This window comes from Verminephrobacter aporrectodeae subsp. tuberculatae (assembly GCF_026127385.1).
Taxonomy (GTDB): Bacteria; Pseudomonadota; Gammaproteobacteria; order Burkholderiales; family Burkholderiaceae_C; genus Acidovorax; species Acidovorax aporrectodeae.
In genome coordinates this window covers 999,679-1,022,319 of sequence record NZ_QZCX01000003.1, presented here as the reverse complement: position 1 = coordinate 1,022,319, position 22,641 = coordinate 999,679, and the positions used below count along the sequence as shown (strand labels likewise).

Annotated in this window: 15 protein-coding genes and 1 CRISPR repeat array; of the genes, 12 read left to right on the top strand and 3 right to left on the bottom strand. The window is 63.9% G+C overall.

The window, feature by feature from the left end; all coding sequences use genetic code 11:
• The first annotated feature begins 101 nt into the window (after positions 1-101).
• The 8 genes from minC (at position 102) to D5041_RS19525 (ending at position 12,869) form a co-directional block, all read left to right on the top strand.
• Positions 102-818 (top strand): septum site-determining protein MinC, encoded by a 717-nt coding sequence (gene minC, locus D5041_RS19560; RefSeq protein WP_010106452.1) that lies wholly within the window; start codon positions 102-104, stop codon positions 816-818.
• A 57-nt stretch (positions 819-875) separates the two neighbouring features.
• On the top strand, positions 876-1,694 hold the full coding sequence (gene minD, locus D5041_RS19555; RefSeq protein WP_010106450.1) for a septum site-determining protein MinD: 819 nt from the start codon (positions 876-878) through the stop codon (positions 1,692-1,694).
• Positions 1,695-1,697: 3 nt separating this feature from the next.
• Positions 1,698-1,967 carry a cell division topological specificity factor MinE gene (gene minE / locus D5041_RS19550; RefSeq protein ID WP_265285532.1) on the top strand — a complete coding sequence of 90 codons (270 nt, stop codon included), beginning with the start codon at positions 1,698-1,700 and terminating at the stop codon, positions 1,965-1,967.
• Between the two features lie 239 nt (positions 1,968-2,206).
• Positions 2,207-5,329: a type II CRISPR RNA-guided endonuclease Cas9 gene (cas9, locus tag D5041_RS19545; protein WP_407702306.1), complete on the top strand. Its 3,123-nt coding sequence runs from the start codon at positions 2,207-2,209 to the stop codon at positions 5,327-5,329.
• Positions 5,330-5,334: 5 nt separating this feature from the next.
• Entirely contained in the window at positions 5,335-6,264 is a 930-nt protein-coding gene (gene cas1, locus D5041_RS19540) for a type II CRISPR-associated endonuclease Cas1 (protein ID WP_010106444.1), read from the top strand.
• A 19-nt stretch (positions 6,265-6,283) separates the two neighbouring features.
• A complete protein-coding gene (gene cas2 / locus D5041_RS19535; RefSeq protein ID WP_010106443.1) occupies positions 6,284-6,610 on the top strand; it encodes a CRISPR-associated endonuclease Cas2 in 327 nt (108 codons plus the stop codon).
• A 70-nt stretch (positions 6,611-6,680) separates the two neighbouring features.
• Positions 6,681-11,994: direct repeats of the CRISPR family, unit length 36 nt; unit sequence ATTCTAGCTCACTGGGATATGCGCTCTGGCCGGAAC.
• Between the two features lie 336 nt (positions 11,995-12,330).
• Positions 12,331-12,474 (top strand): hypothetical protein, encoded by a 144-nt coding sequence (locus D5041_RS19530; protein WP_265285530.1) that lies wholly within the window; start codon positions 12,331-12,333, stop codon positions 12,472-12,474.
• A gap of 11 nt (positions 12,475-12,485) precedes the next feature.
• A complete protein-coding gene (locus D5041_RS19525) occupies positions 12,486-12,869 on the top strand; it encodes a RidA family protein (protein WP_010103597.1) in 384 nt (127 codons plus the stop codon).
• Positions 12,870-12,935: 66 nt separating this feature from the next.
• Here D5041_RS19525 and D5041_RS19520 read toward each other — a convergent pair whose 3' ends face one another.
• Together D5041_RS19520 and D5041_RS19515 are read right to left on the bottom strand one after the other, a co-directional pair.
• Complete coding sequence (locus tag D5041_RS19520) at positions 12,936-13,610, bottom strand: HAD family hydrolase (RefSeq protein ID WP_010103596.1); 675 nt, start codon at positions 13,608-13,610, stop codon at positions 12,936-12,938.
• A 10-nt stretch (positions 13,611-13,620) separates the two neighbouring features.
• Complete coding sequence (locus D5041_RS19515; RefSeq protein ID WP_265285529.1) at positions 13,621-14,652, bottom strand: RluA family pseudouridine synthase; 1,032 nt, start codon at positions 14,650-14,652, stop codon at positions 13,621-13,623.
• 591 nt (positions 14,653-15,243) lie between these two features.
• Here D5041_RS19515 and D5041_RS19510 point away from each other — a divergent pair.
• Together D5041_RS19510 and D5041_RS19505 are read left to right on the top strand one after the other, a co-directional pair.
• Positions 15,244-18,321 (top strand): Rne/Rng family ribonuclease, encoded by a 3,078-nt coding sequence (locus D5041_RS19510; protein ID WP_265285528.1) that lies wholly within the window; start codon positions 15,244-15,246, stop codon positions 18,319-18,321.
• Between the two features lie 82 nt (positions 18,322-18,403).
• The gene (locus D5041_RS19505) at positions 18,404-19,603 is read left to right on the top strand and encodes a phosphoglycerate kinase (RefSeq protein WP_010103591.1); all 1,200 of its coding nucleotides are present in this window, start codon (positions 18,404-18,406) and stop codon (positions 19,601-19,603) included.
• A 24-nt stretch (positions 19,604-19,627) separates the two neighbouring features.
• On the opposite strand, the gene D5041_RS19500 is transcribed toward D5041_RS19505, so the two are convergent.
• Positions 19,628-21,052 (bottom strand): FAD-binding oxidoreductase, encoded by a 1,425-nt coding sequence (locus tag D5041_RS19500; protein WP_010103590.1) that lies wholly within the window; start codon positions 21,050-21,052, stop codon positions 19,628-19,630.
• Positions 21,053-21,187: 135 nt separating this feature from the next.
• On the opposite strand from D5041_RS19500, the gene D5041_RS19495 reads away from it, so the two are divergent.
• On the top strand, positions 21,188-21,655 hold the full coding sequence (locus D5041_RS19495) for an FKBP-type peptidyl-prolyl cis-trans isomerase (protein WP_010103587.1): 468 nt from the start codon (positions 21,188-21,190) through the stop codon (positions 21,653-21,655).
• Positions 21,655-22,638 carry a 4-hydroxy-3-methylbut-2-enyl diphosphate reductase gene (gene ispH / locus D5041_RS19490; RefSeq protein WP_265285527.1) on the top strand — a complete coding sequence of 328 codons (984 nt, stop codon included), beginning with the start codon at positions 21,655-21,657 and terminating at the stop codon, positions 22,636-22,638. The genes D5041_RS19495 and ispH overlap by 1 nt, the downstream gene beginning before the upstream one ends.
• The last annotated feature ends 3 nt before the right edge of the window (positions 22,639-22,641 follow it).

Here is a 22,641-nt window from a genome sequence, read left to right as displayed (position 1 = left end):
GGCAGGTAAACCGGCTGCGCGGCAGGCCCGGCGCGGCACGATACACTTTGCACCTGCTGACTGAAACCCGGATCCCGAGCGCCCCTTGCCCCACCCCATTCATGGTCCCTACCACGCCGGCCCAGGCCCGCACCTGCTTTGACCTGAAAAGCGCCTCTCTGCCCGTGGTGGCCGTGGTGCTCAAGACCACCGACTTCGCGCTGCTTGCAGCCGATCTGGCCGGGCGCGTCGCCGACGCCCCGGGGTTTTTCGACAATGACCCGGTGCTGATCGACCTGGCCCCGGTGCGGGATTCCCGGGAACCCATCGATTTCGCTGCCATCATGGCCCTGCTGCGCAGCCACGGGACCCTGCCGGTGGCGGTGCGCGGCGGCAATCCCGCGCAGTTGGAGGCCGCGCGCGCCGCAGGCCTGGGCGCCGTACCCGAGGCGCCGCCCGCGCGCGCCGAAGCGCCCGCGGCCATGCCCGAGTTACCCGCGTCCGACCCCGGCACCATGGTGCTCGACAAGCCGCTGCGCTCGGGCCAGCAGGTGTACGCGCGCGGCGCCGACCTCGTCGTGCTGGCCATGGTCAGTTTTGGCGCCGAAGTCATTGCCGACGGCAACATCCACGTGTACGCCCCGCTGCGCGGTCGCGCCCTCGCCGGCGCGCGCGGCAACACCGGGGCGCGCATCTTCTCCACCTGCATGGAGCCGCAGCTCGTGTCCATCGCCGGCATCTACCGCACATCCGAGACCGCGCTGCCCGCGAATGTCGCGGGTCGGGCGGCCCAGGTGCGGCTCGAGGGCGAGAAGATCATCGTCGAGCCCCTGGCCTGAGCCCCCGTTCGCCCCGTTCACCGCAACGCAATCCAAACCACAGAGAACCAGCAACAAATGGCCAAAATCGTCGTCGTGACCTCCGGCAAGGGGGGCGTGGGCAAGACCACCACCAGTGCCAGCTTTGCCACCGGCCTCGCCCTGCGCGGCCACAAGACCGCGGTGATCGACTTCGACGTTGGCCTGCGCAACCTCGACCTGATCATGGGCTGCGAACGCCGCGTGGTGTATGACTTCATCAACGTGATCCATGGCGAGGCCAACCTGAACCAGTCGCTGATCAAGGACAAGCAGTGCGACAAGCTGTTCGTGCTGGCCGCCAGCCAGACCCGCGACAAGGACGCGCTCACGCAGGACGGCGTCGGGAAGGTGCTCCAGGATCTGGCCGCGATGGACTTTGAATACATCGTCTGCGATTCGCCCGCCGGAATCGAAAGCGGCGCCCTCATGGCCATGCATTTCGCCGACGAGGCGCTGCTGGTCACGAACCCCGAAGTCTCCTCGGTGCGCGACTCGGACCGCATCCTGGGAATGCTCGGCAGCAAGACCCGGCGCGCGATCGACGGCGCCGATCCGGTCAAGGAGCACCTGCTGATCACGCGCTACAACCCCAGCCGCGTCGCTGACGGACAGATGCTGAGCCTGCAAGATATCCAGGACATTCTGCGCATCAAACTCATCGGCGTGATTCCCGAGTCCCCGGTGGTGCTGCAGTCGTCCAACCAGGGAAGCCCCGCGATTCATGCGCAGGGAACGGACGTGTCCGAGGCCTACAAGGACGTGATCGACCGCTTCCTGGGCGCCACCGACAAGCCCATGCGCTTCGTCGATGCCGAAAAATCCGGTCTCTTCAAACGCCTGTTCGGAGGCAGGTGAGCCATGGGTCGCCTGCTTTCCTTCCTGCTCGGCGAAAAGAAGAAGACCGCTTCTGTCGCCAAAGAGCGTCTGCAATTCATCCTGGCGCACGAGCGCAACGGCCGCAACGGCCCCGAACCCGACTACCTGCCCGCGCTACAGCGCGAACTGGTGGCCGTGATATCCAAGTACGTGAAGATCAACCCGGATGACCTGAAGGTGCATGTGGAGCGCCAGGACAACCTGGAGGTGCTCGAAGTCAAGATCGAACTGCCGGACGCGGTGCTGCGTTGAGGTTTCTTGGTGCAGGGGGGGATTTGGTCCTGCCTTGCCGAGCGGTGCCAGGGGCTGTGGGGTGTTGCCGAGACCGGCGGCCGATGGGGCTCAGAAAAGACGAAGGCCCCGCATGCGGGGCCTTCCATTTGGTGCATCTTTCTGCTTGTTAGCGTCCAGAGCGCATATCCCAGTGAGATATTCGGTTGCAAGTGTAGCACAATCTGCCGCCGTGGCTCAATATATATCAAGGGGTGCAAATGGACGAGGCAAGTGTTTATCGCTTGGCGTTGGATCTGGGGTCAAGTTCGCTGGGGTGGGCTGTTTTGCGGTTGAATGGGTCTGGGGAGCCTACGGCCATCATCAAGTCTGGTTCCCGCATCTTCAGCGACGGCCGCAATCCCAAGGATGGCTCCTCGCTGGCGGTTACCCGCCGTGCTGCCCGTATCATGCGCCGCCGCCGGGACCGCTTGCTCAAGCGCAAGGAGCGCATGCACGATCAACTGGAGCGCCATGGCTTTTTTCCTGCCGATGTGGCTGGGCGCAAGGCACTGGAGCGGCTCAACCCCTACCAGCTGCGCGCCAAGGGCTTGCATCAGGCCCTGACCCCGGGCGAATTTGCCCGGGCACTGTTCCACATCAACCAGCGCCGGGGGTTTAAAAGCAACCGCAAGACCGACCGCAAGGACAACGAAAGCGGTGCGCTCAAGCAGGCCATAAGCGAATTGCGTACGCAGATCCGCGACAGCGGCTGCGCCACGGTGGGCGAATGGTTCTGGAAGGAGCGCATGCAGCAAAAGCCCGAGGGCGTGCGTGGCCAGGGGGTGCGGGCGCGCTACCGTGAAACGCCGGACACCACCAAGAAGCGCTACGACCTGTATGTGGACCGCGCCATGATCGAGCAGGAGTTTGATGCGCTGTGGGCCGCGCAGGCGGCGTTGCAGCCGGGCCTGTTCACCGACGCGGCCTGTGAGGAATTGAGATACACGCTGCTGTTCCAGCGCAAGCTGCGCCCCGTCAAACCCGGCCGCTGCACGCTGCTGCCTGAAGAAGAGCGCGCCCCGCTGGCCTTGCCCAGTACGCAGCGCTTTCGCATCTTGCAAGAGGTCAACCACCTGCGGCTCCTGGACGAAGCACTGCGCGAAGTGCCGCTGACCCTGGCGCAGCGTGATGCGCTGGTCGCTGCGTTGGAGAGCCGGAGCAAGCTGGGCTTTGCGCCAATGCGCACGCTGCTCAAGCTCCCGGGAACGGTGAAGTTCAATCTGGAAGACGAAAAGCGCACCGAACTCAAAGGCAACGCCACCAGCGCCATCTTGGCGCGCAAGGATTTGTTTGGCCCGGCCTGGGCGGGGTTTGACGCAGCGCTGCAAGACGAGATCGTTTGGCAGCTTGTCAGCGAGGAGGGTGAGGGGCGCTTGATTGCCTGGCTGCAACAGCACACGGGAGTTGATGAGGCGCGCGCCGGGGCCATTGCCGACACCAGCGGCCTGCCCGAGGGCTACGGCAGCCTGAGCCGCAAGGCGCTGGCGCGCATCGTGCCCGCGTTGCAGCGCGAGGTCTGTAGCTACGACAAGGCCGTGCAGGCGGCCGGTTTTGCACACCACAGCGACCTGGGCTTTGACTTTGAGCATTCCGTGGATGAGGTGCAGCAGGTCGGCGAACGCATCATTGAATCGACGGGCGAGGTCAGGCCGTTGTTTGCCTTCAAGCAACTGCCGTACTACGGCAAGGCCCTGCAGCGCCATGTGGCCTTTGGCAGCGGCATGCCCGAGGACCCCGAGGAAAAGCGTTACGGAAAAATCGCCAACCCCACGGTACATATCGGGCTGAACCAGGTACGCACGGTGGTCAATGCGCTGATCCGCCGCTATGGCCGCCCCACCGAAGTGGTGGTGGAACTGGCGCGCGACCTGAAGCAAAGTCGCGAGCAGAAGCAGAAGACACAGAGCAAGCAGGCCGAAAACCAGCGGTGCAACACACGCATTCGGGAGCGCATTGCAGAAACCCTGGGCATCAGCCCCGAGCGTGTGCGCAGCAGCGATATCCAGAAATGGATCTTGTGGGAGGAACTGAGCTCTGACGTGATCGACCGCCGCTGCCCCTACAGCGGCGAACAGATCAGCACCACCATGCTGCTGAGCCCGAAGGTGGAGATCGAGCATATCCTGCCGTTTTCGCAAACGCTGGACGACAGCCTGAACAACCGCACCGTGGCCCTGCGCGAGGCCAACCGCATCAAGCGCAACCGCACGCCCTGGGATGCGCGGGCTGACTTTGAGGCCCGGGGGTGGAGCTACGAGGGCATCTTGCACCGCGCCGAGCGCATGCCGCTGCGCAAGCGCTATCGCTTTGCGTCCGATGGCTACCAGCGTTGGCTGGGGGAGGACAAGGACTTTCTGGCGCGTGCGCTCAATGACACACGCTACCTCTCGCGGGTGGCCGCGAACTACCTGCGGCTGGTGTGCCCGAAACCGCAAGGGGTGCGGGTGATTCCGGGGCAGATGACGGCCATGCTGCGTGCCAAGTTCGGGCTCAACGACGTGCTGGGCCTGAACGGAGAAAAGAACCGCAACGACCACCGCCACCATGCGGTCGACGCCTGCGTGATCGGTGTTACCGACCAGGGCCTGATGCAGGACTTTGCCGAAGCCAGCGCGCAAGCCCGTAAAGACGGCCTGACCCGGCTGGTGCAAGACATGCCCCTGCCCTGGCCCAGTTACCGCGACCATGTGGAGCGTGCCGTGCGCCATATCTGGGTAAGCCACAAACCAGACCATGGTTTTGAGGGCGCGATGATGGAAGAGACCGCCTACGGCATTCGCAAGGACGGCAGCATCAAGCAGCGGCGCAAAGTCGATGGCAGCGCAGGCCGCGAGGTCGCCAACCTGATCCGCATTGAAGAACCCGACCAGCCTGGGCGCCACGGTGTGGATTCCCAAGGCCAGCCCCTGCCGTACAAGGGCTATATGAGCGGCAGCAACTACTGCATCGAGATCACGGCGAACGACCAGGGCAAGTGGGAGGGGGACGTGATCTCGACATTTGAGGCCTACCGCATCGTGTGGGCATCCGGCTGGGGGCGGTTGCGCCATTGCGCCCATGGTCAGAACGGAAGGCCGTTGATGATGCGATTGATGATCGGGGACGCCGTTCGGTTGGCATTGGATGGAAGCGAAAAAACGATGCGTGTGGTCAAGATTTCTGCCAACGGGCAGGTGTTTCTTGTCGCGCCGAACGAAGCCAATGTGGACGCAAGGAACCGCGACAAGGCAGATCCCTTTGCTTATGTTTCCAAGAAGGCCGGATCATTTCAGTCTGCCAAAGCCCGCCAAGTCAGCATCTCTCCCATCGGCGAACTGCGCGATCCGGGCTTCAAAGGCTGACGGTCATGATTGGCCGCATCGTCGAAATCGCAGACGACCGACGGCACCTCTTTGTCCATCGTGGCTTTATGGTGGTCAAAGATACGGAGGGTGAGCGCAAGGAACTGGGCCAAGTACCGTTGGACGATATCGCGGCCGTGGTCGCCAACGCACATGGCCTTACGTACACGAACAACCTGCTCGTGGCCCTGGCCGAACGCGGTACCCCCTTTGTGCTCTGCGGCCCCAACCATAACGCCATGGGCATGCTGCTATCACTCGATGGCCACCACGTGCAGGCCAAGCGCATAGAGGCGCAGATTGCAGCCAGCCTGCCCATGCACAAGCGCCTGTGGGCGGCAGTGGTCAAGTCCAAGTTGGAGCAACAAGCTGCAACCCTGGCAGCCGTAGCTGCACCCACGGCACCATTGCAGGCCCTGGTGGCCAAAGTCAGAAGTGGCGACCCGGACAATGTGGAGGGGCAGGGCGCGCGCCGTTACTGGGGCCTGCTGTTTGGTTCGGACTTTCGACGCGACCAAGACGGCGACGGATTGAATGCGCTGCTGAACTACGGCTACACCATCATGCGATCTGCTACCGCCCGCGCGGTGGTGGCTGCGGGCCTGCACCCCAGCATCGGGCTGCACCACAGCAACGACGCCAATGCGATGCGGCTGGTGGACGATTTGGTGGAGCCCTTTCGTCCCATGGTGGATCTGAAGGTATGGCAGTTGCACAAGGCCGGCGAGTCGCATGTCACGCCAGACACCAAGCGTGCCTTGGTGCGCGTGCTGCATGAGGACATGCAGACAGCAGCGGGCGTGACCCCGGTGATGGTGTGCGCGCAACGCCTGGCGACGTCTCTGGCGCAGGTGTACCTCGGCGACCGCCCCAAGCTGGACTTGCCCTTGCCGGGACTGCCACTCGCGCTGGCGGGCGGCTTCGAGCCCGATTGATCACCTTGCCTGCCACACCATGTTGTCCGGGTACCGACTCATGTGGATGGTGGTGATGTTCGACTTGCCGGTGGTAGAGAGAGCCGAACGCAAGGCAGCGACACAGTTTCGCAACACGTTGCTCGACATGGGCTTTGCAATGAGCCAGTTCAGCGTGTACATGCGGTTCTGCACCAGCCAGACCCAGGTGGATACCCTGTGCCGCGCAGTGGAGCACGCACTGCCTTCTGGTGGTAAGGTTCACGTCCTCCAGTTCACCGACAAGCAGTACGAGCGTGCCATCACCTACCGCGGGCGCAGCAAGCAACCCGCGCAAAAAGCACCAGAACAGTTCGATCTTTTCTAGACCATGGCGCGAATTTTTTGCCGTCTGAGAACGAAATTTTCCTTAAAAATCAAGGGGTTAGCGCGGTGGCATTCTAGCTCACTGGGATATGCGCTCTGGCCGGAACAAAATGATCTTGCAGCCGCACAGCGGGAGTATTCTAGCTCACTGGGATATGCGCTCTGGCCGGAACGACATCATGCAACCACCCTCCGATACGTTCATTCTAGCTCACTGGGATATGCGCTCTGGCCGGAACAATCTCTCTTCGCCAGTTCAAACGCAGTCTATTCTAGCTCACTGGGATATGCGCTCTGGCCGGAACTGCTCTCTACGGTTCGTTTGTGCGTCACGTATTCTAGCTCACTGGGATATGCGCTCTGGCCGGAACTTCTCAATGATGGCGATGCGACCCATGGCCATTCTAGCTCACTGGGATATGCGCTCTGGCCGGAACTCGATAAAATAATAGGGCTCGGGACATCGCATTCTAGCTCACTGGGATATGCGCTCTGGCCGGAACACTAGGGCGCTTCAGATTAAGGCGGCGATGATTCTAGCTCACTGGGATATGCGCTCTGGCCGGAACTCGCCAGCGCGGCGAGCGCTAGCAGCGCTTATTCTAGCTCACTGGGATATGCGCTCTGGCCGGAACCAATCCTTCGCGTGCCGCAAAACCCTCCGAGATTCTAGCTCACTGGGATATGCGCTCTGGCCGGAACAGGTTTATCGTGCTGCCGTCGGACGGATCGATTCTAGCTCACTGGGATATGCGCTCTGGCCGGAACTTGAGCGATTCTTCGCTTGAAGAGTGCAAGATTCTAGCTCACTGGGATATGCGCTCTGGCCGGAACAGGATTCATCGCCGCGCAACTCGGCCAACAATTCTAGCTCACTGGGATATGCGCTCTGGCCGGAACCTGGCGACTTCGCGCCCGTTCTTCGGCAAGATTCTAGCTCACTGGGATATGCGCTCTGGCCGGAACAAGGGTTGCCCCCGCCCACACGCTGACGCAATTCTAGCTCACTGGGATATGCGCTCTGGCCGGAACGGCGGGGCAAGTGATAGCGTGTGCTGCGCGATTCTAGCTCACTGGGATATGCGCTCTGGCCGGAACATTACCGGCAGTGCCAGCAGTGCGGCGGCCATTCTAGCTCACTGGGATATGCGCTCTGGCCGAACGGCGGCGGCCTCACGGCGCAGTCGTTGGCGATTCTAGCTCACTGGGATATGCGCTCTGGCCGGAACGCGAAGCCGGCGGTCCCGGCATTTACTCCGATTCTAGCTCACTGGGATATGCGCTCTGGCCGGAACACGCCAGCAGCGCGCCGGCAATGCTGGCCTATTCTAGCTCACTGGGATATGCGCTCTGGCCGGAACGATTTTCTGATCATCAAGATTACAACAAATATTCTAGCTCACTGGGATATGCGCTCTGGCCGGAACCCAAGGACCGCGCTTGACCAGCGGCTGGCCATTCTAGCTCACTGGGATATGCGCTCTGGCCGGAACGCAAACTCGCCGTCCCAGATGTGCGGGTACATTCTAGCTCACTGGGATATGCGCTCTGGCCGGAACGGTCATCAAGCTCTTCGAGATCGATGTTGAATTCTAGCTCACTGGGATATGCGCTCTGGCCGGAACGGTACATGCACAAGCCGGACCCGAAGCCGGATTCTAGCTCACTGGGATATGCGCTCTGGCCGGAACAAGGGGGTGTTTTGTAAGACTCACGTAAGAATTCTAGCTCACTGGGATATGCGCTCTGGCCGGAACTCACACGGTGGACGGACTAGGTGAACACGAATTCTAGCTCACTGGGATATGCGCTCTGGCCGGAACACAACCTTTCTTCCAACAGGGGTGTTTACAATTCTAGCTCACTGGGATATGCGCTCTGGCCGGAACTCCAGTGGGGCGTACATGCTTGATTTTTACATTCTAGCTCACTGGGATATGCGCTCTGGCCGGAACCCATATATTGCGTTAGACATAGATATTCTAATTCTAGCTCACTGGGATATGCGCTCTGGCCGGAACCTGCGGCATTATCTCTTGAACGATTATCTCATTCTAGCTCACTGGGATATGCGCTCTGGCCGGAACGCGCCTGCAGCTCTGTTTACGGGTTGTGCGATTCTAGCTCACTGGGATATGCGCTCTGGCCGGAACAGCCAGCGAGCTCAGCCGCTCGGCCAGCGCATTCTAGCTCACTGGGATATGCGCTCTGGCCGGAACGCGGTAACCCACCTCCTCAGGGCGGGCCCGATTCTAGCTCACTGGGATATGCGCTCTGGCCGGAACCGGCCAGCGGCATTGATCGCAACGAACTCGATTCTAGCTCACTGGGATATGCGCTCTGGCCGGAACTCAGGGGGCGCTGCTGTCACGCCGGGGCTCATTCTAGCTCACTGGGATATGCGCTCTGGCCGGAACAGCATTGAATGGACAGACCACACCTTCAACATTCTAGCTCACTGGGATATGCGCTCTGGCCGGAACTGGGCAATCAGTGGGGTGAAAATGCGCTTCATTCTAGCTCACTGGGATATGCGCTCTGGCCGGAACGTGAGCCGACTCCCCATGACCGAAAATCATATTCTAGCTCACTGGGATATGCGCTCTGGCCGGAACACTCGACGGTCATGCAGGCCATATCCCACGAATTCTAGCTCACTGGGATATGCGCTCTGGCCGGAACAGCGCGATCCGATCATTGAGTTCCAACTCGATTCTAGCTCACTGGGATATGCGCTCTGGCCGGAACAGACCCTGCATTTCTCGGGAGGAAATTTGCATTCTAGCTCACTGGGATATGCGCTCTGGCCGGAACTCTACGTCTTTGCCGCCCCCGCCGACTTTGATTCTAGCTCACTGGGATATGCGCTCTGGCCGGAACTTTCTCGACCTTTGCATGCTCAAGGGCCGCATTCTAGCTCACTGGGATATGCGCTCTGGCCGGAACGCGCAACGCGCTCAACCGCGCCACGATGACATTCTAGCTCACTGGGATATGCGCTCTGGCCGGAACGCGGACATGCCGCGCGCGCAACTGCTCGAATTCTAGCTCACTGGGATATGCGCTCTGGCCGGAACGGTGCCTCCGGGGCGGTGCACCCAGATTTCATTCTAGCTCACTGGGATATGCGCTCTGGCCGGAACGATTTTCGGATCATCAAGATTACAACAAATATTCTAGCTCACTGGGATATGCGCTCTGGCCGGAACAACACCGTCACGCTAGCCACGTCCGTCGTATTCTAGCTCACTGGGATATGCGCTCTGGCCGGAACAGACATCGCGGCATATCTTTCGAGGACAGTATTCTAGCTCACTGGGATATGCGCTCTGGCCGGAACTCGCTTCCGTTCTTCCAATTCTCCATCAATATTCTAGCTCACTGGGATATGCGCTCTGGCCGGAACCCGACAACTGCACGCCCACGCACTCTCCTTATTCTAGCTCACTGGGATATGCGCTCTGGCCGGAACTCGATGTCTTCCTGCAAAAGGAGCCAGATGATTCTAGCTCACTGGGATATGCGCTCTGGCCGGAACTGAGCCAATTGATCCAGGAACGCGGCCAGGATTCTAGCTCACTGGGATATGCGCTCTGGCCGGAACACGAATGGCCCGCCACCGGATTGTTGCTGGATTCTAGCTCACTGGGATATGCGCTCTGGCCGGAACTGCTGCATCCGCCCTCACATCCGCCTCCTCATTCTAGCTCACTGGGATATGCGCTCTGGCCGGAACCAATACGTCCTGCTCGTGAACGGCCAGCCCATTCTAGCTCACTGGGATATGCGCTCTGGCCGGAACTCAGACGGCCCTGGAGCGGATAGCGGCTTCATTCTAGCTCACTGGGATATGCGCTCTGGCCGGAACGCTCTGAATTCTTGCGTCATCTCAAAATTTATTCTAGCTCACTGGGATATGCGCTCTGGCCGGAACGACCCACTGGGGGGACGATGAGTTTTGAGATTCTAGCTCACTGGGATATGCGCTCTGGCCGGAACAAGAACAGGAGGAAGGCGGCAAAGAAAAAGATTCTAGCTCACTGGGATATGCGCTCTGGCCGGAACGTAGCGCCACCGGGAACACCGCCGGGTGGTATTCTAGCTCACTGGGATATGCGCTCTGGCCGGAACGTGATCAGCAACGTCCAGGCGGGCAAATGGATTCTAGCTCACTGGGATATGCGCTCTGGCCGGAACTCTGCATCGACACGGACCCGGTGAACGCCAATTCTAGCTCACTGGGATATGCGCTCTGGCCGGAACGCAAAGCAGGCGCGGATGTCCGGGTGGTCGATTCTAGCTCACTGGGATATGCGCTCTGGCCGGAACTAGTTGAAGTTCAGGTCGCCCAGGTACTCGATTCTAGCTCACTGGGATATGCGCTCTGGCCGGAACACCCGGCGTGACTTCTCGCAGACCTTCACCATTCTAGCTCACTGGGATATGCGCTCTGGCCGGAACGATGGTCCCCCTGATGCTCACGACCGGCTAATTCTAGCTCACTGGGATATGCGCTCTGGCCGGAACTCGCGACCATCGGCGCAGCGATCGACACGGATTCTAGCTCACTGGGATATGCGCTCTGGCCGGAACTGGAAGACCGTCGTGCAGACCGTCGTCCACATTCTAGCTCACTGGGATATGCGCTCTGGCCGGAACCGACGGGTTGATGTGATGACAAGAACGCTCATTCTAGCTCACTGGGATATGCGCTCTGGCCGGAACTCACGAGGACTTCCCAAGCGACGCCTGAGGATTCTAGCTCACTGGGATATGCGCTCTGGCCGGAACCGCGGCGAGCGTCTCCAGCGCGCGCATGGAATTCTAGCTCACTGGGATATGCGCTCTGGCCGGAACTCACCCGTTCGGTGCTCGCCTGCGGCTGCGATTCTAGCTCACTGGGATATGCGCTCTGGCCGGAACATGCGAATGCATCTCCGCGATGTCCTGGCGATTCTAGCTCACTGGGATATGCGCTCTGGCCGGAACGTGACGGCGCGCTGGATGTAAACCTCGGCGATTCTAGCTCACTGGGATATGCGCTCTGGCCGGAACGTGAGCCGCCTCCCCATGACGTTGAGTCATATTCTAGCTCACTGGGATATGCGCTCTGGCCGGAACTATCCGGCTTCGGGTCGGGCTTATGATCGTATTCTAGCTCACTGGGATATGCGCTCTGGCCGGAACTGCTTGAGAGCGCTCTATGTACTTATTGTAATTCTAGCTCACTGGGATATGCGCTCTGGCCGGAACCTGGCCTGCCCTCGTGTGCATGTACATCTTATTCTAGCTCACTGGGATATGCGCTCTGGCCGGAACATAGCAACGCGCCGATAGTTCACCCATTGCATTCTAGCTCACTGGGATATGCGCTCTGGCCGGAACACCTCCCCAAGTTCGAGGACACGCGCTTTCATTCTAGCTCACTGGGATGGCTCCTCGTCGTTTCGTGTGGAAACGTGACTGTTCGGCCTCTCGAACACGAATCGGTGATACTCGCTCCATGCTGACACCCTCCGACACTTCAATGCTGAGTCACGAGGAGAAGGATGTCTGGACACTGCTCGCAAGCATGGGGTTGGCATGCTTGATGCGTTACGGGATGCGTTCAATGGCGCTCCTATGGAGTTTGTCGGTAGCGGCTGAATAGTCACTCCCTGATTTGCCTTCTTCGGGCCCAGGGGCCTGCCACCGGAATTCGTCGAGCAGTTCGACAGTGTGGTGCAGAGCGTACTGCAGGACAAACTCGCTCGGCTGGGTAACGAGGTCACGCCGGCCCCGGCGCGCGAGGTCCGGCAATGGGTCGCAGACGCCAGCCGTCACTGGGGCCAGGTGATCCGCGATTCCGGTTTCAAGCCGCAATAGGTGGGGGCTGCATGGAGCGTCGATTCATCCAAACAGGCTCGCGCTGGGAGGCGCTTGCCGGCTATTCGCGTGCTGTGATCGACGGTGACTGGATCTTCGTATCCGGTACCGTGGGCCAAGACTATGCCAGCGGCATCTTTGCCGCCGGCGCGGCCGCGCAGTGCGAGCGCGCGCTCGACACCATCGAGGCCGCGCTCGCGCAGGCGCAGGCGGGCCTCGCGGACGTGGTCCGCGTGTGCGTCTACGTTCCCGAGCGCGGCGACGTGCCGGCCGTGAGCGAGGTGCTGCGTCGCCGCTTCGGCGACAACCGGCCCTGCAATACCACGGTGTGTTGCCAGTTGGCGGTGCCGCAGGCCCTGGTGGAACTGGAGGTCACTGCGCGGCGGCGCAGTTGAGAACCGGGCGATGCACGCGCGGACTTGTTGCGCTGTATGCAGCAGGCCGCTCCCGGGAGGGTTCCCTCAAGCCTCCTGCAGCAGCCAGTCGTGCAGTTCGCGCACCGAATGGGCGACGAACAGCGGGTTCAGCGCATGGAAGGCGTCGCACGCATGCGCCCCGTAGCTCACGCCCACGCTCGCACAGCCGGCATTGAGCGCCATCTGCAGGTCGTGCGTGGTGTCTCCGATCATGAGCAGGCGCGCGGGTGCGACGTTGAATTCGGCCATCAACTCTTGCAGCATCAGGGGCTGTGGCTTGCCCGCCGTCTGGTCTGCCGTGCGCGAACCATCGAACACGCCGCGCAGGTCCACCGTGCGCAGAACCTCGTCCAGTCCGCGCCGGCTCTTTCCGGTGGCCACGGCGAGCAGGTGGCCGCGCGCGCGCAGTTCCATCAGCAGGGGCTGGACCCCCGCGAAAAGGCTGAGCTCATCGTGCTGCCGGAGGTAGTGAAAGCGGTAGCGCTGGCCCAGTTCGTCGTAGCGGTCGGCCGGCATGTCGGGGGCCGCGTGCGCCATGGCCTGCGCGAACCCCATGCCGATTACGTAGGCCGCATCCCGGTCGCTGGGAACGTTGCCGCCCAGGTCGCGCACCGCCGCCTGGATGCAGCGCGCAATGATCGCCGTGGAATCGAACAGGGTGCCGTCCCAGTCAAAGGCGATGAGGTCGAAACGGCGCGGGCGGGGGCTTGGGGCGGGCATGGGGGTCCGTTCACGCCTTCTCGGGCGGGGATGCGAAATCGGCCAGATCGGGCGGCAGTTCGGCCTGCAAGCTCAGTCGCTCGCCCGACGCCGGGTGCATGAACTGTAATCGCCAGGCGTGCAGAAACATGCGCTTCATCCCCAGCTTTTGCAGCCGCTTGTTGAGCTCGAAATCCCCGTACTTGTCGTCCCCCACGATGGCGTATCCCTGGCTTGCCAGATGTACCCGGATCTGGTGCGTGCGGCCGGTCTCTATCGTCACCTCGAGCAGCGACATCGCAGGCAGCCCCTGCGCCAGGCGTGCGGGCAGGCTGCTGCGCAGCTTCACGCGGGTGATGGCGCGCATGCCGTCCGGGTCCTGCGCGGTGGTGACACGCACGCGGCGCTCGCCGTCGGCTTGCAGGTATTTGTGCAGCGGCAGGTCGATGCGTTTTTTGTCCGCGGGCCAGGTGCCCGGGACCAGCGCCAGATAGGTCTTGCCGGTTGCGCGCTCGCGGAACTGGTCCTGCAACTGAATCAGCGCGGAGCGCTTCTTGGCCACGAGCAAAATTCCCGAGGTCTCCCGGTCCAGCCGGTGCACCAGTTCCAGGAACCGGGAATCCGGTCGCGCCCGGCGCAATTGCTCGATCACGCCAAAGCTCAGGCCGCTGCCGCCATGCACCGCCACGCCTGCGGGTTTGTCGATGGCGATGAGTTGATCGTCTTCCAGCAGCACGGGGAACTCCCGCGCGGGCGCCGGATTCCCGGCGGCTTTCTTGCCGGAGACGCGCACGGGCGGCAGGCGCACCGCGTCGCCGGCCTGCACGCGGGTGTCGGCACGCACACGCCGCATGTTGATGCGCACCTCGCCGCTGCGGATGATGCGGTAGACATGCGTTGTGGGCACGCCTTGCAAGTGGCGTAGCAAGAAGTTGTCCAGTCGCTGGCCGGCAAAGGCGGAATCGACCTCCAGCAGCCGCACCACCGCAGGGCCTGCCGCCGTGGTGTGCTCGGGTGGCGGTTTGCTCCCGGGCCTGGCTTTGGCCCCTATAATGCGTTTCACCTGCGCGTTGCCATGTAAGTGGTTGATTTGTCTGGAGTTTAGTTCACGCGACCCTTGCAGCAGCGCAGGAAGATCGATGCCAACGGGTGTCGTGCACGCAGATTGCAGGCCAGATGCCTGCGGTGGCCTGCACGCCAACCGGCGGGCTGACTGAATTGAAACACTGATATGGAATCCCCCAAGCCGGCAGGCCGCTCCTACCCGGGAGCGGCCTGCCGGCGGATCAAAGCGAGCATGTGGTGGCTGATGGCATGGATTGTGACCTTGTGGCGCAGGCTCTTGCCTGCGGCTGCACGCCCGAATCCGACCCCGACGCCCCCCGACCAAGCGCAGGCGACGGCCCCAAGGGCTGCGAGACTGCGTCCCCCCCACTCGCCCCCATCCACGCGCCCCTGCCCTTGCCTGCCGTGCTGACGCGCGGCAGGACTTCGGTATCCCCGGCAATTCCCTTCCCCTTCGTTTCGATGCGTCGGTCCAGGCATTCATAGCCCTTTCAGGGTTTGGTTGTTCATTGGTTTGGAACCGTGGGCGGCAGGCACAGCGTGGGTACCGCTGTGCCTGCTGTCTGCGCAACACGGAAGGAATCGCATCATGAAGCGGATGCTCATCAACGCCACGCAGCCCGAAGAACGGCGCCTGGCCATCGTCGACGGACAAAAGCTCCTCGACTACGAAATCGAGATCGAGGGGCGTGAACAGCGCAAGGGCAACATCTACAAGGCCGTCGTCACGCGCGTCGAGCCTTCGCTGGAAGCCTGCTTCGTCGATTACGGCGAAGACCGCCACGGCTTTTTGCCGCTCAAGGAAATCTCGCGCAGTTACTTCGCCCCCGGCGTCGCACCGGGCCAGGCGCGCATCAATGAGGTGATCCGGGAAGGCCAGGAACTGCTGGTCCAGGTCGAAAAAGAAGAGCGCGGCAACAAGGGCGCGGCGCTCACCACCCTGCTCTCGCTCGCTGGCCGCTACGTGGTGCTGATGCCGAACAACCCCCGCGGCGGCGGCGTCTCGCGCCGCATCGAGGGCGAGGACCGCGCCGAGCTCAAGGAGGCGATGGACCAGTTGGAATACCCGGGCGGCATGTCCATCATCGCGCGCACTGCCGGAATCGGCCGCACCGCGCCCGAACTGCAATGGGACTTGAACTACCTGCTCAAACTGTGGAACGCCATCGACGGCGCAGCCAAGGGCGGCAAGGGCGCCTTCCTGATCTACCAGGAATCGAGCCTCGTGATCCGGGCGATCCGCGACTACTTCAACCAGGACATCGGTGACATCCTCATCGACACCGACGACATCTACGAGCAGGCGCAGCAGTTCATGGCGCACGTCATGCCCGAGCACGCCACCCGCGTGAAGCGCTACCGCGACGCTGCCGCGCTGTTCAGCCGTTTCCAGATCGAACACCAGATCGAATCGGCCTACGCGCGCACCGTGCAACTGCCCTCGGGCGGCGCCATCGTCATCGACCACACCGAAGCGCTGGTCAGCGTGGACGTGAACTCGGCGCGCGCCATCAAGGGCGGCGACATCGAGGAAACCGCCACGCGCACCAACCTCGAGGCCGCCGATGAAGTCGCGCGCCAGATGCGCCTGCGCGACCTCGGCGGCCTGATCGTCATCGACTTCATCGACATGGAGGAGTCGAAGAACCGCCGCGAAGTGGAAAACCGCCTGCGCGACGCGCTGCGCCAGGACCGCGCCCGCGTGCAACTGGGCACCATCAGCAAATTCGGCCTCATGGAACTGAGCCGCCAGCGCCTCAAGCCCGCGCTCAGCGAAGGCTCGTCCATCCCCTGCCCGCGCTGCGGCGGCTCCGGCCATATTCGCGACACCGAATCGTCGGCGCTGCAAATCCTGCGCATCATTCAGGAGGAATCGATGAAGGACAACACCGCCGCCGTGCACTGCCAGGTGCCCGTGGAAGTGGCCTCCTTCCTGCTCAACGAAAAGCGCACCGAGATCGCCAAGATCGAACTCAAGCAGCGGGTGAACGTGCTCATGGTTCCGAACAAGACGCTGGAGACGCCCAACTACAAGCTCGAACGCCTGAAGCACGACGACCCGCGCCTGGACCATATCGAAGCCAGCTACACGCTCGTCGAAGAAACCGAAGACCCCGGCGTCGTGACACGCCGCTCGCAGGAGCCCACCAACAGGCAAACCCCCGTGATCAAGGGCGTGCTGCCGGACGCACCCGCCCCCGTGTCCGAGCCCCGCCCCGAAGCCGTGGCCCGCCCACAGCGCGGCGTCGAGCCCCCCGCCCCGGTGGCCCCGGCCCCCGCAACGGCGATGCCGCAGGAGCAGGACTTCTTTTCCTGGCTCAAAGGCCTGTTCGGCTTTGGCAGCAGCGCATCGGCCGCGCCCGCAACCGCCGCGCCCGCGCCCACGGCGTCCCCTGAAACGAGCAGCCGCGGCGAGCCCCGCCGCGATGGCCGCCCGGGTGAAAGCCGTGGTCGCCGTGCCGGCCGCGATGGCCGCGACGGCGGTCGGGAAGGCCTGCGCGAGGGCGCTGGCGAGGGCCGTGGCCGCCGTGCTGAGCGCCCGACCGAAGGCCGTTCCCCGCGCGACGCCGAGCGCCGCCCCGAAGGCGAAGTCCGCGAGGGCCGCAATGGCCGCGACGCCGGCCGCGGCCGGCGCGACGCCGAAGCACGCAACTCGGCCGGCGCAGCGGGCGCGGACAACACGGCGGCACAGGCGCGATCGGAAGGCCCGAACGGCAGCCATGGCAGCGCAGACAGTGCACCGCAGCCCCGTGGCGAACGCGGCCCACGCCGCGAGCGTGGCGAGGGCCGTGGTGAGCGCGGCAACCGGGGCGAGCGCGGCGAGCGCATCCCCCATGCCATGGACGCGCAGGAAAGCGCCGCCGCATCCGGCGAACTGGTCGACAAGGCACTGCCGCTCGATCTGAGCCCGGGTGCCAGCGACGTTCAGCCCAATGGCACCGGCCCCGCCAGCGAAGAACCGCAGCGCCGCGAGCGCCGTTCGCGCGACCGCTACGGCCGGGAACGCGGCCCGCGTGAGAACAACCCCAGAAACGCAGCGCCAGCGGTGCTGGAACCCGATCCCGATCCCGCTGCCGCCGCCGACCAGGCCGCGCCCGCGCAGGACACTTCCGCGCGCCGCAGCTACTTCAGCGCCGACGCCGTGGATGCAGCCGCCACACCGGCGACGCTGCCCGCTGTTGCCGCCCCGGCCCCGGTGACCTCCGTGGTCCCCGATGCCCCCGATGCCCCCGATGCCCCCGATGCCCCCGATGCCCCCGATGCCCCCGATGCCCCCGAGGTCGCGCCCCCCGCAGCCATCGTGGCCCCGGTCCTTGTGTCTCCCGCATCGGTGGTCATGGCACCGGCAGCACCCGTTGCCCCCCCCGCCGCACCCATTGCAGCGCCACCCGCTGCCGCGCACAGCCTGCCGCGCGCTCAGGCCTTCGCCCTGCCCATCGATGAACTGCAACAGGTCGCTGCTGCGTCGGGTCTGCAATGGGTGAACTCCGACGCGGAAAAAATCGCCTCCGTGCAGGCCGCGATTGCCGTCGAGCCGCAGTCCATCCATGTGCCGCGCGAGCGCCCTTCGACCGAACTGCCCGAAGAAGGCCCTCTGGTGCTGGTGGAAACCCGCCGCGACCTGTCGGCCATGGCGCTGCCCTTCGAGCAAACGCCACCAGCCTGACGTTCTGACCGGAGGGCTTTCTTCGCAGTCGCCTGAACCGGCCCTTCGTTACTCCACCGGCCCGCCAGAAAGCCCCCGTCCCATGCACATCCTCCGCTTTTCCGATCTCTGCGCCCAGGGCAAGGTCCAGGGCCGGCGCGTGTTTATCCGTGCCGACCTGAACGTCCCGCAGGACGCCGCCGGCCGCATCACCGAAGACACGCGCATTCGCGCGTCGATCCCCTGCATCCGCATGGCGCTCGACGCGGGAGCCGCCGTGATGGTCACGAGCCATCTGGGCCGCCCGACCGAAGGCAGGTTCCGGCCCGAGGATTCGCTGGCGCCGGTTGCGGTCCGGTTGGCCGAACTGCTCGGCCGCGACCTGCCCCTGGTCTCCGACTGGGTCGATGGCGTCACGCTGGCCCCCGGACAGATCGTGCTGCTGGAAAACTGCCGCCTGAACCCGGGGGAAAAGAAGAACCAGGAAGACCTGGCGCGCAAGCTCGCCGCGCTGTGCGACATCTTCGTGAACGACGCCTTTGGCACCGCGCACCGCGCCGAAGGAACGACCTGCGGCATCGCGCAGTTTGCCCCCGTTGCCTGCGCCGGCCCGCTGCTCTGCGCCGAAATCGACGCCCTTACCCGGGCGCTGGCCCAGCCGCAGCGTCCGCTGGTCGCCATCGTCGCCGGCTCCAAGGTATCGACCAAGCTCACCATCCTCAAAAGCCTGGCGCACAAGGTCGACCAGCTCATCGTGGGCGGCGGCATCGCCAACACCTTCATGCTTGCCGCGGGGCTGCCCGTCGGCAAGAGCCTGGTCGAAGCCGACCTGCTCGACGAAGCCCGTGCCGTGATTGCCGCCATGCAGGCCCGCGGCGCCGAGGTGCCGATCCCGACCGACGTGGTCACTGCCAAGTCCTTTGGCGCCGACGCAGCCGCCAGCGTCAAGGCCGCCCGGGAGGTAGCCGACGACGACCTGATCCTCGACATCGGCCCCGCAACCGCGGCCCGTCTGGCCGCACAGCTCAAGTCCGCAGGCACCATCGTCTGGAACGGCCCCGTGGGGGTGTTCGAGTTTCCCGCGTTCGAGAACGGCACCCGCACCATCGCCCAGGCGGTGGCCGAGTCGCAGGCGTTCAGCATCGCCGGCGGCGGCGATACATTGGCGGCGATCGCCCGATACGGAATCGAAAAACAGCTGGGCTACATCTCCACCGGCGGCGGCGCATTCCTGGAAGTGCTCGAGGGCAGAAAGCTCCCGGCCTTCGCGGTCCTCGAGCAGCGCGCGGCTGCCGCTGTGTAGGCCCGCTGTGGCAACCGACAGCGCTCAGAGCACGAAAATCTTCCCCGGATTGAGGATGTTCCTCGGGTCCAGCACCCGCTTGATGGCGCGCATCATGTTCACCGCGCCCGCGCCGGTTTCGTCGGGCAGAAAGCCGATCTTGTGCAGGCCCACGCCATGCTCGCCGCTGCAGGTGCCGCCCAGGCGCAGCGCGCGGGCCACGAGTTTGTGGTTCAACGCTTCGGCGGTGATGCGCTCCTCGGGGATATTCGGGTCGAGCAGGTAGCCGAAGTGGAAGTTGCCGTCGCCCACATGGCCCACGAGGAAGTAGGGAATACCGCTGGCTTCGGCCTCCTGCACCGAGTCGAGCAGGCAGTCGGCCAGGCGGCTGATGGGCACGCAGGTGTCGGTGCTGATGATGCGGCAGCCCGGGCGGCTTTGTACGGCGGCGAAATAGGCGCTGTGCCGCGCGGCCCACAGGCGGCTGCGTTCTTCGGGCGTGCTGGCCCATTCAAAGGACTGTCCGCCGTTTTCGCTGGCGATGTCCTGCACTGTCGCAGCCTGCTCTTGCACGCCCGAAGGTGAGCCGTGGAACTCCATGAGCAGCATGGGTTCTTCGCGCAGATCGAGCTTGCTGTGCGCATTCACCAGGCGCACGCCGTGGCGGTCGATGAGTTCTACGCGCGCGATCGGCACACCGAACTGTATGGTCTCGATGGTGGTGCGCACGGCGGCCTCGATGCTCGGGAACGAGCAGATGGCTGCGCTCACCGCCTCGGGCAATGGGTGCAGGCGCACGGTGATCTCGGTCATGATTCCCAGCGTGCCCTCGCTGCCCACCATCAGGCGCGTGAGGTCGTAGCCCGCGCTGCTCTTTTTGGCGCGCGTTCCCGTGCGGATGACTTCGCCGCTGGCGGTGACCACTTCGAGCGCCAGCACGTTCTCGCGCATGGTGCCGTAGCGCACGGCGTTGGTGCCGCTGGCGCGCGTGGCGCTCATGCCGCCGATGCTGGCGTCGGCGCCGGGGTCGATGGGAAAGAACAGGCCCGTGTCCTTGATGACGTCGTTGAGCTGCTTGCGCGTGATGCCGGGCTGCACGGTCACGCTGAGGTCTTCGGCGTTCACGCTCAGCACCCGGTTCATGCGGTTCAGGTCGATGCTGATGCCGCCCTGCACAGCCAGCAAATGGCCTTCGAGCGACGAGCCCGCGCCGTATGGAATCACGGGCACCGCGTACTGGCTGGCCAACTGCACGGCGTCGGCCACGTCCTGCGTGCTTTCGGCAAACACCACGGCCGAGGGCGGTGGCGCCTGGAACGAGCCTTCGTCGCGGCCATGCTGTTCACGCACCGCCTGCGCCAGGGAGCACTGCGCGCCAAAGCGCGCCTGCAACGCGCCGATGAATGCCTGGGGCACGGCGCGCAAGCGGATCTCGGGCAGCAGGTGGGTCGTGGTGGCGGGGGCGTTCATGGCGGTATCTCCGGGCTGTCTGTCGGCGTCTGTCGGCGGTTCGGCGTCGAGATTGATTATGGGTGGCTCTGGGCAGTCGATGGACGCGGGTCTTTCCCGGTTTTCTACAATGCAGACCAGTTTATCGGGACTTGCATGACTTCCTCCATCCACATCGCCCCTGTCGCCGTCGGGCCGGGCGCCTTCCTCACGTTGCATTACCGCCTGGCCGGCCCGGCAGGGGATGTGATCAATACCTTTGCCGGCAAGCCCGCCACCCTGTCGCTCGGCACGGGGCAGCTGGCTCCTGCCATGGAGCGCTGCCTGCTGGGCCTGACCGAGGGCGCGCACGCCCATTTCGAGCTGGCCGCCGGCGAAGCCTTTGGCGAGCGCAATGCCGGCATGCAGCAGTGGGTGGCGCGCAAGCTGCTCGACGCCATGGGCGAGCCTGGCGCGTGCTACAGCGTGGGCGACGTGCTGCACTTTCCCACGCCCGACGGGCAGGGTAGCTACGCGGGAGTGGTGCTGCAACTGCGCGACGATGGCGCGGTGCTGTTCGACTTCAACCACCCGCTCGCGGGCCGGCCGGTGACGTTTGAAGTGCAACTGATCGGAGTCCTCTGATGCCGACGCCGCAGACCATCTTGCTGGCCGAGCCGCGCGGTTTCTGCGCGGGGGTGGACCGTGCGATCGAAATCGTCGAACGCGCCATCCAGAAGTTCGGTGCGCCCGTCTACGTGCGCCATGAGATCGTGCACAACACTTACGTGGTGAACGATCTCAGGGCCAAGGGCGCGGTCTTCATCGAGGCGCTGTGCGACGTGCCGTCCGGCGCCACCCTGATCTTCAGCGCGCACGGCGTGAGCCAGGCCGTGCGGCGCGAGGCCGAGGGCCGCGGCCTGCACATCTTCGACGCCACCTGCCCGCTGGTGACCAAGGTGCACGTCGAGGTGGCCAAGCTCGCCAAGCAGGGCTACGAGTTCATCATGATCGGCCACAAGGGCCACCCGGAGGTGGAGGGCACCATGGGCCAGCTGGATTGCGGAATCCACTTGGTCGAGGACGTGCACGACGTGGCCCGGGTGCAGCCGGCGCAGACGGACAAGCTGGCCGTGGTCACGCAGACCACGTTGAGCGTGGACGATGCCATCGAAATCGCGGCGGCCGTGCGCGCGCGCTTTCCCGGCGTGCGCGAGCCCAAGCTGCAGGACATCTGCTACGCCACGCAGAACCGGCAGGACGCCGTGAAGCTGCTGAGCCCGCAGGTGGACCTGGTCATCGTGGTCGGCAGCCCCACCAGTTCCAACAGCAACCGCCTGCGCGAGCTCGCCGCCAAGCTCGGCGCCGTGGCGCACATGGTCGATAGCGTCGACGATCTCGATCCGCAATGGTTCGACGGCGTCGCCCGCGTGGGCCTGACCGCCGGGGCCTCGGCCCCGGAAATCCTGGTTCAGGAGGTGATCGGGCGCATCAAGGCGCTGGGCGCCGTGTCGGTGCGCAGCATGGCGGGAATCCAGGAGAGCCTCAAGTTCCCGCTGCCCAAGGGGCTGAAGACGGACGTGGTCACGGACTTGGGTCCGCCGCAGACAGGGTCTGCGGGGTCTTGAGCC